This window comes from Rhizobium sp. L1K21, from assembly GCF_024055895.1.
Taxonomy (GTDB): domain Bacteria; phylum Pseudomonadota; class Alphaproteobacteria; order Rhizobiales; family Rhizobiaceae; genus Ensifer_A.
In genome coordinates this window covers 1,735,409-1,748,935 of record NZ_JAMXLE010000001.1, presented here as the reverse complement: position 1 = coordinate 1,748,935, position 13,527 = coordinate 1,735,409, and the positions used below count along the sequence as shown (strand labels likewise).

12 protein-coding genes are annotated in these 13,527 nt (G+C 58.1%); 7 read left to right on the top strand and 5 right to left on the bottom strand.

Going from position 1 to position 13,527, the window contains the following annotated elements; translation table 11 throughout:
- Nucleotides 1-59 precede the first annotated feature (59 nt).
- Together NHF56_RS08335 and NHF56_RS08330 are read right to left on the bottom strand one after the other, a co-directional pair.
- Nucleotides 60-902, bottom strand: coding sequence for a universal stress protein (locus tag NHF56_RS08335; protein ID WP_252803290.1), 843 nt, complete (start codon nucleotides 900-902; stop codon nucleotides 60-62).
- 102 nt (nucleotides 903-1,004) lie between these two features.
- Complete coding sequence (locus NHF56_RS08330) at nucleotides 1,005-1,778, bottom strand: competence/damage-inducible protein A (RefSeq protein ID WP_252803289.1); 774 nt, start codon at nucleotides 1,776-1,778, stop codon at nucleotides 1,005-1,007.
- A 191-nt stretch (nucleotides 1,779-1,969) separates the two neighbouring features.
- Here NHF56_RS08330 and wrbA point away from each other — a divergent pair, with 191 nt between their 5' ends.
- Entirely contained in the window at nucleotides 1,970-2,569 is a 600-nt protein-coding gene (gene wrbA, locus NHF56_RS08325) for an NAD(P)H:quinone oxidoreductase (protein WP_252803288.1), read from the top strand.
- A gap of 58 nt (nucleotides 2,570-2,627) precedes the next feature.
- Here wrbA and NHF56_RS08320 read toward each other — a convergent pair whose 3' ends face one another.
- Both NHF56_RS08320 and NHF56_RS08315 read right to left on the bottom strand, forming a co-directional pair.
- Nucleotides 2,628-4,061, bottom strand: a complete 1,434-nt coding sequence (locus NHF56_RS08320; RefSeq protein ID WP_252803287.1) for a deoxyribodipyrimidine photo-lyase — start codon at nucleotides 4,059-4,061, stop codon at nucleotides 2,628-2,630.
- Nucleotides 4,062-4,110: 49 nt separating this feature from the next.
- Nucleotides 4,111-4,548: an Lrp/AsnC family transcriptional regulator gene (locus NHF56_RS08315; protein WP_252803286.1), complete on the bottom strand. Its 438-nt coding sequence runs from the start codon at nucleotides 4,546-4,548 to the stop codon at nucleotides 4,111-4,113.
- Nucleotides 4,549-4,673: 125 nt separating this feature from the next.
- Here NHF56_RS08315 and rocF point away from each other — a divergent pair, with 125 nt between their 5' ends.
- Together rocF and NHF56_RS08305 are read left to right on the top strand one after the other, a co-directional pair.
- The gene (rocF, locus tag NHF56_RS08310; protein WP_252803285.1) at nucleotides 4,674-5,603 is read left to right on the top strand and encodes an arginase; all 930 of its coding nucleotides are present in this window, start codon (nucleotides 4,674-4,676) and stop codon (nucleotides 5,601-5,603) included.
- A gap of 2 nt (nucleotides 5,604-5,605) precedes the next feature.
- Entirely contained in the window at nucleotides 5,606-6,661 is a 1,056-nt protein-coding gene (locus NHF56_RS08305; RefSeq protein WP_252803284.1) for an ornithine cyclodeaminase, read from the top strand.
- 27 nt (nucleotides 6,662-6,688) lie between these two features.
- Here NHF56_RS08305 and NHF56_RS08300 read toward each other — a convergent pair whose 3' ends face one another.
- Nucleotides 6,689-8,986: an NADP-dependent malic enzyme gene (locus tag NHF56_RS08300; protein ID WP_252803283.1), complete on the bottom strand. Its 2,298-nt coding sequence runs from the start codon at nucleotides 8,984-8,986 to the stop codon at nucleotides 6,689-6,691.
- 177 nt (nucleotides 8,987-9,163) lie between these two features.
- Here NHF56_RS08300 and NHF56_RS08295 point away from each other — a divergent pair, with 177 nt between their 5' ends.
- From NHF56_RS08295 to NHF56_RS08280, 4 genes are all read left to right on the top strand, one after another.
- A complete protein-coding gene (locus NHF56_RS08295; protein WP_252803282.1) occupies nucleotides 9,164-9,988 on the top strand; it encodes a UDP-2,3-diacylglucosamine diphosphatase in 825 nt (274 codons plus the stop codon).
- 171 nt (nucleotides 9,989-10,159) lie between these two features.
- Nucleotides 10,160-11,305, top strand: coding sequence for an ABC transporter permease (locus tag NHF56_RS08290; RefSeq protein WP_252803278.1), 1,146 nt, complete (start codon nucleotides 10,160-10,162; stop codon nucleotides 11,303-11,305).
- A gap of 8 nt (nucleotides 11,306-11,313) precedes the next feature.
- A complete protein-coding gene (locus NHF56_RS08285) occupies nucleotides 11,314-12,108 on the top strand; it encodes an ABC transporter ATP-binding protein (protein ID WP_252803276.1) in 795 nt (264 codons plus the stop codon).
- 42 nt (nucleotides 12,109-12,150) lie between these two features.
- On the top strand, nucleotides 12,151-13,521 hold the full coding sequence (locus NHF56_RS08280; protein WP_252803274.1) for an MlaD family protein: 1,371 nt from the start codon (nucleotides 12,151-12,153) through the stop codon (nucleotides 13,519-13,521).
- The last annotated feature ends 6 nt before the right edge of the window (nucleotides 13,522-13,527 follow it).

Below are 13,527 nucleotides of genomic sequence, written 5' to 3'. Positions count from 1 at the left end.
CAGGCATGTCCCGCGCACGATATTTCATTTGCCAATATTGCTCCGCTTTTGCAAGCGCTTCAGCGTGACATCAATGTCAACGTCGTCATCGAGTTCAAAAGCGTGCTTGTGGCACCACCGAAAAGGCGCTCGCGAAGGCGCGAATGTGTGTAGGCACCCATGACCAGAAGGTCTGCGCCAATATCGGAGACACGGTTTTCAATCACCGCCCCAACGGGCGTACCGCCGGAGACGATGTTATTGACATTGACTTTCACACCATGGCGGGCAAGCGTGGAGGCCAATTCAGACCCGGCGAGGTCTGCGCTCTGCGACGGATTGTTGCGCGCGTCCACAGAGAGGATCTCGATCTCCTTGGCACCGGTGAGAAGCGGAAGCGCATCGAAGGCCGCACGCGCAGCTTCGCGCGAACCGTTCCAGGCAATGACAGCACGCTCGATCGGCTTCGGTGTCTTGAGGATATAGGGCACCATCATGACCGGGCGTCCGCATTCGAAAATCAGAAGCTCGATATCGGAACGCTGTGCGCTCGGCGTGTCATCGTCAATCTGCCCGCAAATGACCAGATCGGCGCTGCGGGCGCTGTCGATCACGCCGCTGGAGCTGAAGCCGCCGGCGGTGAGGAACTTGCGCCACTCGAAGGAGATGCCCTCGCGTTCGAGACGGGCGCGGAAAATCTCCTCAATCTTGTCGGCGCGTTCCTGGGCGGCTTCCTGCATGGCGGCAATGGCCGATGCACTCGGCACTTCCATGGGCGCGTAGATGAACACCTGCTCAGGGGCTTCCGCAAAAAGGCCGATGAGATGTCCGCCGGATTGGTTGCAGAACATGATAGCGGTTTCAATGACGCCGGCTGCAGTGTCGGGATCGTTGAGAACGGCGAGGATTGTCTTAGCAGTCATGGGGAGCCTCCCTCGTTGATTATGCTTATAGTCTTGAACCCACACCATGCATCCCGTCTTTGATCTTGGTCAATTGCAGCGAGGCCAAGATCATCGACGTCATCAGGATTTGTTGTCGCTTTTTTCCTGTTCCTTGCGTGCCGCCACCTCAAGCAGCATGGTGTCGACCGCAGCCGTGGCTTGGCTCAGCATATGTTCATCCCGCGACCGGATGACGATTTCCGTGGAGAAGCGCTTGCCATCGAACTTCGGATAGGAGCCGATGGAGGTGAGGGGATGGGCCTTCTGGATTTCGGCGAGCGGCAGGCCGATATCCCCCTCGCCAAACGGTGACACAACCATCTGACTGATCGTTTTCGTGCCGGCCGCCAATGTCGGAATCAAGCCTTCCAGCATCGCCTGGAAAACCGAAGGCACACCGGCCATGACATAGACATTGCCGATATTGAAACCCGGCGCGACCGAAACCGGATTGGCGATGTGGCGTGCGCCGGCGGGCATGCGGGCCATGCGCTGCCGGGCTTCAGTAAACGGAACGTCGCGGCGTTTATACATGTCACCCAGAAGTGCCATGGCATCTTCATCGTGCAGGCATTCGACCCCGAAAGCCACCGAAATCGCATCGGCGGTAATGTCATCATGGGTCGGACCGATGCCGCCGGAGGTAAAGACATAATCATATTTTGCCCGAAGCGCGTTGACGGCCTCGACAATTGCTGCCTCTTCGTCGGCCACGATGCGGACCTCCTTCAGGTCGATGGCGGCAACGGTGAGAACATCGGCGAGATGACCGATATTCTTGTCTTTGGTACGTCCGGACAGGAGTTCGTCTCCAATCGCCAGCATGGCGGCGGTTACAATGCGTTCTTCGCTCATATGGGTTCTCGTTTTGCTTTTCGTGCAAGATGCTGTGCGCAGTGCCGGAATGCAAGTGTTGACAAATTTCATGCGTTGGACGGCGAAGGGGTAAACAGTCTGTTTCGTGATTGCTGACTATCCATTCTCGCCAGCCATTCCTATGTCTCGACCCATAACCGTTTCAACCATCAAGAGATCGGATTTTCAAAATGGCAAAAGTTCTTGTTCTTTATTATTCCGCCTATGGTCACATTGAGACAATGGCCAAGGCGATTGCAGAAGGCGCAAAGGCAGAAGGTGCAGACGTGACCATCAAGCGGGTTCCCGAACTGGTTCCCGAAGAGGTTGCCAAGGCTTCCTACTACAAGATGGATCAGGAAGCGCCGATCGCGGACCCGGCTGAACTCGACCAGTACGACGCCATCATCGTTGGTGCCGGCACGCGTTACGGCACGATGGCGTCGCAGATGCGCAACTTCTGGGATCAGACCGGCGCGCTGTGGGCAAAGGGCAAGCTGACCGGCAAGGTCGGTTCTGTATTCACCTCGACCGCGACTCAGCACGGCGGCCAGGAATCGACGATCCTCGGCTTCATTCCCACATTGCTGCACCACGGCATGGTTGTTGCAGGTCTGCCTTATGCATTCCAGGGTCAGATGGGCCTTGACGAAATCAAGGGCGGTTCGCCCTATGGCGCTTCGACAATCACCGATGGCGACGGTTCGCGTCAGCCTTCCAAGGTGGAACTTGATGGCGCGCGCTACCAGGGCTCCTACGTTGCCAAGCTCGCAGCGAAGCTCAGCGCCTGATCTGAACGATCCGTTCTGATGATCGGCCCGGTCTCTGCGAAAGCGGATGCCGGGCTTTTCAGTCCTTGGTCGCCTGAAAGGCTTCGAGCGCCCGATCGCGGGCCTTCGCGTGGTCGACGATCGGCTCGGGATAGTCTTTGCCCAGTTTAAGGCCGGCATCGGAAAGAACAGACTTCGGTGCTGCAAACGGCTTGTGAAGGTACTTGTTCGGAAGCTTGGCGATTTCCGGCACAAACCTGCGAACATAGTCGCCGTCGGGATCAAACTTCTCACCCTGCAGAACCGGATTGAAGATGCGGAAATAGGGCGCAGCATCCGCGCCTGATCCCGCAACCCATTGCCAGCTTGCCGTGTTCGAAGCCGGATCGGCGTCCACCAGCGTGTCGCGGAACCACGCCTCGCCATGGCGCCAGTCGATCATCAGGTCCTTGATCAGAAATGAAGCGACAATCATGCGCACGCGATTGTGCATCCAGCCCGTCTGCCAGAGCTGGCGCATACCCGCATCGACGATGGGATAGCCCGTTTGACCTTTCGTCCAGCGGTCAAAAGCCTTCTCATCAAAATCCCAGGCGAAGCCCTTGAAACGGTCATTGAACTCGGCGGACTTCAGGTCCGGGAAGTGGAAGAGCAGGTGCCAGCAGAACTCCCGCCAGACCAGTTCCTGCAGGAACTTCTGTGTGTCACTGTCCTGTGACTTCAGGGAGGAAACCGCGTGCCAGATCTGCAAAGGCGAGATTTCGCCGAGCGCGAGATGGGGAGAGAGACGCGATGTTCGGTCTTTGGCGGGAAAATCGCGACCGTCCTTATATTTGCGGATCGTACCGTCAAGGAAGTCTTCCAGCGCCTGGCTTGCACCGGATTCACCAGGTGTCCAATATCCGCTGAAATCGGCAGCCCAATTCGGTTTTTCAGGAAGCAGGCTCCATGACTTAAGGTCCTCGCTCTCGGGATACCTTTCAGGTGCCGGAATTTTACCTGGGGCGGGGTGAGGGCCACCCATTGGTGCCTCGGCAGAAAACGCCTTCCAGAACGGTGTATAGACGCGGTAGAAGCCGCCGGTCGTTGTCTTCAAACGGCTTGGTTCGTGCAAAAGGTTGGCACCGAAGCTTATGGCTTCAATATCCCGTGACCTGAGCGTTTCCTTCAGCACCGCATCCCGTTCACGTCCGGCCTTGTGGTAGCGGCGGTTCCAGTAGACGGCGGTTGCGCCGGTCTCTTTCACGAGCTTTCCGACAATCGCGTTCTGATCGCCGGATTTCAGGATAAGCCGGTTACCGGTCTTCTCGATCGATTTGCCGAGCGCTGCGAGAGAATGATGAAGCCACCAGTCTTGTGCCGCTCCAAGCGCGCCGGCGTCCGGGTCATCCTTCTCTCGTATATAGACGATGACGATGGGTTGGCAGCGCTGCATGGCTTCATGCAGGGCAGGGTTGTCTGCAAGTCGCAGATCACGGCGAAGGAGAACGACAGTCGGTGTCTTATCGGACATGGTGTTTCGAACCTTTTTTAAGGTTCTACGGGTTCAATCCTGGTTCGGATCAGAGCCGGGCATGCGTGGATTTGGGCGTGGCCAGCAAAATATTGGTTTCTGATGTGGAAATGCCCGGAATGCGCCTGATCTTTTCCAGCACGGTGTCGAGCTGGATCAGGCTGTCTGTGCCGATTTCGGCGATAAAGTCCCATTTGCCGTTGGTCTTGTGGATTGCGGTCAGTTCGGGAAAGCTGCCGAGGTAAGCACCGACACGATCGCCGGACCCGCCGGTCACCTCGATCAACATCATGGCTCTGACGGGTGCCTCGAAGGCATCGGCGCGCAGAATGACCGTGTAACCGATAATGTCGCCATCCGCCTCCAGGCGCTCCAGCCGGCTGCGCACGGTGGCGCGCGCAAGGCCCGTCTCCAGGGCGAGGTCGGAAACGCTGCGCCGCCCGTTCTGGCGCAAGAGGGTGATGAGCTTCTTGTCTGTTTCGTCCATAGCGAATTCCAGAATGAAAACAGGAATGATCAAAATGATAAATCAAAACGCTCGAACTGACAATTTGATATGTTCAAACCGCCAAGAGAGGCCTCTATCTTTGACAAAAGACAGGAGGTTGGCGAATGGAAAACACGAATTGCATTCTTTTGGGCGCACCCGTGGAAAGTGGTGCCGGACGTGGCGGTTGCGCCATGGGTCCTGCGGCCTATCGCACTGCCGGTCTGCCGGACGCTTTGCGCGAACTTGGCCATCGGGTGGAAGACCGCGGCGATATCCGCCCTGCCGGCACGCGCAATATCGTGCATGGCAACACCGTGTTGAAGGCACTTCCTGAATATGCGGCATGGACCGAGGCGATTGCCGAGGCGGTTTATGAGGCGCGCAATGACGGCATGCCCATTCTGGCAGGCGGCGACCATTCCATTGCGGCCGGTTCTGTGACAGCGCTTGCCCGCCATGCTGCCGAGAATGGCCGCCCGTTCTTCGTACTCTGGCTCGATGCGCATCCGGATTTCCACACGTTCGACACCACGACGAGCGGTAATCTGCACGGCACGCCGATGGCCTATGCCTCCGGCCTGAAGGGTTTTGGCGATGCCATGCCAAAGGTCTCAGCCCCGGTGAAGCCGGACAATATCTGCATGATGGGCATTCGAAGCGTCGATCCCGCAGAGCGCAAGGCGCTGTCCGAAAACGGCGTGACCGTCCACGACATGCGCGCGATTGACGAACATGGCGTGGTGCCGCTCTTACGCGCCTTTCTTGAAACGGTCGAGGCTGCCGGCGGCGATCTGCATGTGAGCCTTGACGTTGATTTTCTTGACCCCGCAATCGCCCCTGCTGTCGGCACGACCGTACCCGGCGGCGCGAGCTTCCGCGAAGCCCATCTGATCATGGAAATGCTGCACGACAGCGGCCTCGTGACAAGCCTTGATCTTGTTGAACTCAACCCTTTCCTCGACGAGCGCGGCCGCACGGCCATGCTGATGACCGACCTTGCCGCAAGCCTGATGGGCAAGCGCGTGATGGACAGACCAACCAGGAGCTTTTGATCATGGATAAACTCAATATCGTTCCCTTCGTATCCGTTGAAAACATGATGCGCCTGGTCAATGCCATCGGCCCGGAACGCTTCATGAAGGAACTCGGTCTGGTGATCGAAGACGACTTCCGCCGCTGGGAAAGTTTTGACAAGGTGGCGCGCATTCCCTCGCACAGTGCTGAAGGCGTGATCGAGCTGATGCCGACCAGCGACGGCGAAGTTTACGGCTTCAAATATGTGAACGGCCATCCGAAGAATGCCCGCAGTGGTCGCCAGACGGTGACAGCCTTCGGCGTGCTCTCCGATGTGGCAACGGGTTATCCGGTTCTCCTGAGCGAAATGACGATTTTGACGGCGCTGCGCACTGCGGCAACGTCGGCCACTGCTGCCAAGTTTCTGGCCCGCAAGAATGCGCGCACAATGGCGATCATCGGCAATGGAGCACAGTCCGACTTTCAGGCAATCGCCTTCAAATCAATCCTCGGCGTCGACAAGGTTCGCCTTTATGATATCGACCGTTCCGCAAGCCTGCGTTTGGCGCGCAATTTGGTGGGAACCGGCATTGAGGCGGTGATTTGCGAAAGCGGCGCAGACGCGCTGGAAGGAGCAGACATCGTGACCACGGTGACGGCTGACAAACAATATGCAACGGTGCTGAACGACAATATGGTCGGCGAGGGCATTCACATCAATGCGGTTGGCGGTGACTGCCCCGGCAAGACCGAACTGCAAAAAGAAATCCTGCTGCGCTCGGACATTTTCGTTGAATTTCCGCCGCAAACCCGCATCGAAGGCGAAATCCAGCAATTGGACGACGATTATCCCGTAACCGAACTGTGGCAGGTCATGGCGGGCGAAGCTGATGGCCGCAAATCCGACCGCGCCATCACGCTGTTCGATTCCGTTGGCTTTGCCGTGGAGGATTTTTCGGCCCTGCGCTATGTGCGGGCCAAACTGCAAGAGACCGGTCTTTTTGAAGAGCTGGACCTGCTCGCGGACCCGGATGATCCGCGCGATCTCTTCGGTATGCTGCTGCGCGCAAAGGAACGTGAAAAGCTGGCGGTCTGAGCGCCAGCTTTACGTTACGTCAGGCCTTCATTCCGCGGGGTGCGAGGCCTCTACAACGGCAAGCGTTGCCATATTCACCACACCACGTGACGTAACGGAAGGTGAGAGAATATGCGCCGGCATGGCTGCGCCCAGGAGGATGGGGCCGACATGCAGGCTTTCCGTCATGGTCTTGACGATGCCGAGCGTGATGTTGGCAGCGTCCAGGTTCGGGAAGACAATGAGATTGGCTTCGCCGGTGAGCGTCGTGGAGGGCATGACGCGGCGGCGCAATTCTTCCGATATGGCTGAATCGCCGTGCATTTCACCGTCGACTTCCAGATCGGGCGCGCGTTCGCGAAGCAGCGACAAGGCACAGCGCATCTTCGCGGCACTATCCGAATCGCGTGACCCGAAATTGGAATGCGAAACGAGGGCGGCACGCGGCGTGATACCAAAGCGGCGGATTTCCTGGGCAGCCAGGATGGTCATTTCCGCGATTTCTTCCGCCGTTGGGTCCTGCGACACATAAGTGTCGGTGAAGAAGGTTGCGCCACGCTGCGAGATCAACAGGCTCATAGCGGAAAAATCGGTGATGCCCGGTTTCTTGCCGATGATGAGCGAGACTTCACGCAGATGGCGGGCATAACGGCCTTCGACACCGCAGATGAGCGCATCCGCGTCACCACGGCGCAAAGCCAGCGCGCCGATGACAGTTGTATTGGTGCGCACGATGGTGCGCGCAGCTTCTGGGATCACCCCCTTGCGGCCCACCAGCGCAAAATACTCATCCACATATTCGCGGTAGCGCACATCGGATTCCGGGTTGACGAGATCGAAATCTTTGCCCGGACGAATTCTGAGACCGTACCGCTCAAGACGCGCATTGACGGGACCGGGGCGACCGATGAGCACCGGCTCGCCCACGCCTTCTTCGAGAAGCACCTGGGCGGCGCGCAACACGCGTTCATCCTCGCCTTCGGCAAAGATGACACGCTTCTTGCGTGCGGTCTTGGCGGCGGCAAAGAGCGGCTTCATGATGAGTCCGGAGCGGAAGACGAAGCGGTTCAGCTGATCGAGATAGGCGTCGAAATCAGTGATCGGGCGCATGGCCACGCCGCTTTCGGCGGCCGCCTTTGCAACTGCTGGCGCAATGCGCAGGATGAGACGTTGGTCGAACGGCGAGGGGATCAGGTATTCCGGACCGAAGGTCGGCGTATCGCCGGAATAGGCCCGCGCGGCCACATCCGATGGCTCTTCGCGGGCAAGCGCTGCAATGGCGCGAACGGCGGCAAGCTTCATCTCCTCATTGATGGTGCTGGCACCGCAATCGAGCGCGCCGCGGAAGATATAGGGGAAACACAGGACATTGTTGACCTGGTTGGGGAAATCCGAGCGACCCGTGCAGATCATCGCGTCCGGGCGAGCAGCACGGGCAAGATCCGGCATGATTTCGGGAGTGGGATTGGCAAGCGCCATGATGAGCGGCTTTTCCGCCATCTGGTTCAAGAGGTCCGGTTTCAGCACTCCGGCAGCTGATAGACCGAGGAACACGTCGGCGTCGCCAATGGAGTCAGCCAGCGTGCGATTGCTGGAGTCCTGCGCATAAACCGATTTCCACTCGTCCATCAAAGTTTCGCGGCCTTTATAGACCAGGCCTTCGATATCGTGGACCCAGATGTTTTCGCGCGTGGCACCGAGCGCCACCAGCAGATTGAGGCAGGCGAGAGCCGCCGCACCCGCGCCGGAGGCAACGATCTTGACCTTGGCGATGTCCTTGCCTGCCAGTTCCAGGCCGTTGAGAACAGCGGCTGCAACGATGATGGCCGTGCCATGCTGGTCATCATGGAAGACCGGAATATTCATCTTTTCGCGCAGCTGGCGCTCGACCTCGAAACACTCCGGCGCCTTGATATCTTCCAGATTGATGCCGCCGAATGTCGGCTCCAGTGCCGAGACCACCGTGACCATGTGGTCGACGTCCGACGCATCCACTTCGATATCGAAAACGTCGATACCTGCGAATTTCTTGAACAGAACGGCCTTGCCTTCCATCACCGGCTTGGAGGCGAGCGGGCCGATATTGCCCAGCCCAAGAACGGCGGTGCCGTTGGAAACGACGCCGACGAGATTGGCGCGCGCGGTATAGGCGGCGGCGGCTTCCGGCTCGGCCTGGATGGCAAGGCAGGGGGCGGCAACACCCGGTGAATAGGCAAGCGCTAAGTCGCGCTGGTTGCCGAGCGGCTTGGTCGCCTGGATTTCGAGTTTTCCGGGGCGGGGATATCGGTGGAAAAACAGTGCCTGTTCGTCAATATCGCCCTTGTTGGCCGCTCTTTCCGTTTCCATGCTGCCCGCTCTCCCCGAGGTTATTCAATCGTTTGATTTCGCTCTCATTAGGCCGATTTTACAGCCAAATCCATAGCTGACTGCGCCTTTATGCATGGCAGCTGTCGGTAGCCTGTCATTTTCCTGCAACAAGACTCTGTTTTTAGGAGGCTGAGTTGAACAAGAGGCTGGCGCGAGATGGCTGAAGAAATCGCTTGCAGAAAATTCCGGACAATTTTCATTTCGGACGTACACCTTGGCTCGAAGGCGGCAAAGGCCGATTTTCTGATCGACTTCCTGCGCTATCACGATGCCGATACCTTTTACCTCGTCGGTGATATCGTCGACGGCTGGCGCCTCAAGCGCAGCTGGCATTGGATACAGACCTATAACGACGTTGTGCAAAAGCTGTTGCGCAAGGCGCGTAAAGGTGCGCGCATCATCTACATCCCCGGCAATCACGATGAGTTTCTCCGTGATTTCCCCGGCATGCATTTCGGCGGCATAGAAGTGGCGCTCCGCCATGTTCACGAAGGTGCAGATGGCCTGAAATATCTGGTTCTCCACGGCGATGAGTTCGACGTGGTGGTGCGCAATTACCGCATTGTGGCCTATCTCGGAGACTGGGCCTACGACACCGCCATCGCCATCAACCGCGGTCTGGCGGCGCTGCGCCGGCTTCTCGGCTTGCCCTACTGGTCCTTTTCGGCATGGGCCAAGCTGCAGGTGAAATCGGCAGTCAATTTCATCGGCGAATTTCAGAAATTCGTCTCAGAAGAAGCACGCCGCAACAATGTCGATGGCGTGATCTGCGGTCATATCCACCACGCCGTGATGGAAGACATGGATGGCATTCGCTACATCAACACGGGCGACTGGGTTGAAAGCTGCACCGCCGTTGTGGAGCATTTCGACGGACGAATGGAACTCATTCACTGGGTGCCGGAATTGAAAGCGGCCCCCCGCACCGACAAGGTGATTGAATTGCCGGCACGGACCCCCAAGAAGGTGGAAGCCGCCTGAGCTATTGGGGCGCGGTATAAGGCTGCGTCCATCTATCTGTTGCCGCAGTGCCTCACTCCGGCACAGGTTCGACACAGCCATGGGCACATTCACGACCGTGGCCGATAGTATTCCGCATCGTCGACCGATATAAGCAATGTGTTGCGTAATGCAGAATCAGAGTGGCGTGGAATGGCTATATCCGAAGCGCCTGCCAGCCTTAGTGCGGACAATGGCAGTGCCGACACGATATGTACCTTGAGATTTGAAGGCGACTGGCGTCAGTCGGCTATCTCTGACAGCGCCAAGGCTCTGGATTTCGGCAATGTGAAATTCACAGCCGAGCGTGTGGAATTCCAACTCGAAGCGGTCGAGCATTTGGACACCTCCGGCGCCTGGCTCGTGCGCCGCCTGATGAACGAGGCCCGTGCCAAGGGCTATGAAACCATCCTCAAGGCCAGTGACCGCCACACCCAGCTGATCGAAGGCCTGCCCGACGAACTGGCCAAGCCGCAGATAGAAAAGAAACACAGGACGCTTTTTCAGCGCATTTTCGAACCCGTCGGTATATCCGTCGAAGAACTGTGGCGCGACACGCTCTCGGGCATGAACATTCTGGGCTCTGCCGTTCAAGGCGCTCAGCTGAAGCTCGGGCGTGGTTCTGGCGTTTCGCCGGCTTCCATCGTCACCCATCTCGACCGGATGGGCGTGCGTGCCGTCCCGATCATTGTATTGATGTCGTTTCTCATAGGCGCGATCATCGCCCAGCAGGGTGCCTTTCAGCTGCGCTATTTCGGTGCGGAGATTTTTGTCGTCGACCTCGTCAGCATTCTGCAATTGCGCGAAGTGGGCGTGCTCTTGACCGCGATCATGGTTGCGGGCCGCTCCGGCAGTGCGATCACCGCTGAACTTGGTTCGATGAAAATGCGCGAGGAAATCGACGCGCTCACCGTGATGGGGCTGAACCCGGTCGGCGTGGTGATTTTTCCGCGCCTTGTGGCGCTGACGATTGCGCTTCCACTCCTGACCATCGTGGCGAACTTTGCCGCACTTCTGGGAGCCGCCGTTGTCGCCTGGGCTTACTCGGGGATCACGTTTGAAGTGTTTCAGGTGCGCCTGCAGGGTGCCATCGACTACACAACCATCGCTTCCGGTCTCATCAAGGCGCCGTTCATGGCGCTCATCGTCGGCATCATTTCCGCGCTTGAGGGCATGAAGGTGGGCGGCAGCGCCGAATCGCTTGGTCATCACGTGACGACAGCCGTGGTGAAATCGATCTTTATCGTCATCCTCGTGGATGGGCTTTTTGCCATGTTCTACGCGGCAATCGATTTTTGAGGGGCGGGATGACGGACCAGCCGGACAATCGCGATATTATTCTTTCTGCCCACGGGATCACCGTGGGCTTCGGCGATCAGATCGTGCTGGAAAACCTCGATCTCGATGTACGCAAGGGTGAAATTCTGGGCTTTGTTGGAGCCTCAGGAACCGGCAAATCGGTCTTGATGCGCTCGATCCTCGGACTGATACCGCGCCGCGCAGGCACGATTGCCATCGATGGAGCCGATTACGACAAACTGAGCGCCAATGAACGCATGGAAGTGGATATGCGGCTTGGCGTGCTTTTCCAGCACGGCGCACTGTTTTCCTCGCTGACGGTGAAGGAAAATATTCAGTTGCCCATGCGTGAATATCTCGATCTTCCCAAATGGATGATGGATGAATTTGCCCGGCTGAAGATACAGCTTGTTGGCCTTGCCCCGGAAGCTGCGGACAAATATCCCTCCGAACTGTCAGGCGGCATGATCAAGCGTGCGGCACTTGCCCGTGCGCTGGCGCTCGACCCCGACCTGGTTTTCCTCGACGAGCCGACCTCCGGTCTCGATCCGATCGGCGCTGCCGAATTTGACGATCTGATTGCGCGCCTGCGCGACACGCTGGGGCTGACCGTCTATATGGTGACGCACGATCTGGACAGCCTGTTTTCGGTGTGCGACCGGATTGCGGTGCTCAGCCAGAAAAAGGTCCTGGTGGAAGGAACGATTGATGACATGCTGGCATTTGATGATCCGTGGGTAAAATCCTATTTTCGTGGTAAACGCGCCCGTGCGATTGTGCCCGGCGACGGAAACAGGCAATAGTGGAGCAGGCGAACCGGCGCTGTGCCGGCCAGTGAAGGCGATATGGAAACTAAAGCGAATTACGCAATTGTTGGATTTTTCACCGTGGCTGTCATGGCCGCGGCCTTCGCCTTCGTGTTCTGGATGTCGCAATATGGCCGCAGCGGTCCGACAGCCGAACTCATCGTGCGCATTCCAGGCTCGGCAAACGGGCTGAGCGTGGGCTCGCCGGTGCGGTTCAACGGTATTCAGATCGGCTCGGTGCGCAGCCTCGTGATCGATGCATCCGATCCCGAATATTCGGTCGCTTTCACCAGCGTCTCCGCCGATGCGCCGATCTACCAGAGCACCAAGGCCATCCTGGAGGTACAGGGCCTCACAGGTTCTGCCTATATCGAACTTTCCGGTGGGCTGCCGAGCGAGCAGAACATTCTGCGCCAGGCGGAAGAGAAGGGCACGCGGGCCGAAATTCTGGCCGAGCAATCGAGCGTGACCAACCTTCTGGCGACAGCCGACAAGATCCTGAAGAAGGTCGATGTGGCGGTGGGCGATATCCAGGAATTCGCCACAACCGCGAAAGGGCCGCTGACCCGCACGGTGCAGAACGCCGAGGAGTTCTCGCAGGCACTTGCGGACAATTCCGACGGTATCGATACGTTCCTCAAGAGCGTAAGTTCGCTTTCGACAACCATTGAAGGCCTGTCAGGCCGGCTCGATTCCACGCTCTCCGCCGCCGAAGGTCTTCTCAAATCGGTGGACACGCAAAAGGTCGACAACATTCTCGCAAACGTCGACAAGGTGACGAAGGACTTTGCCGATGCCTCCGGAGACGTGAAGCAGACGCTCGCGACTTTCAATAAAGCGGCGCAACAATTCGAAACGGTTGGCAAGCAGGCCAATGATGCGCTGGTCCGTGTCGACAAGCTTCTGGCTGCCGCCGATCCTGAAAAGGTGGGGACTGCGGTTGACAATGCAGCTGTTGCCATTGCCGATGCGCGCGAGGCCGTCGCCTCTATCAAGGGTGTTTCCGACGATGTGGCCAAGCGCCGCGAGGAGATCGACCGGGCGATTGGCGATTTCACCGAAATGGCGAACAAGCTCAACAGGTCTTCGAACAAGGTGGATAGTATTCTCACCAAGGTTGACAACCTGTTGGGCTCCGATGACGCCAATTCGCTCTTCGTGCAGGCGCGCGAGGCGCTGGATGCCTATAAGAAGGTGGCCGATACGCTGAACGCGAGAATCGGTCCGATTGCCGACAACCTGCAGACTTTCTCCGGAACGGGACTGCGCGGTGTGGAAGCGCTGGTGCAGGATACGCGCCGCACGATGCGCAGTCTGGAAAACACGATTTCCAACTTTGACCGTGATCCGCAGCGGCTGCTATTCGGTGGCGATGAAGTGAAAACCTATGATGGACGCAATCGGCGCTAGTGCTTA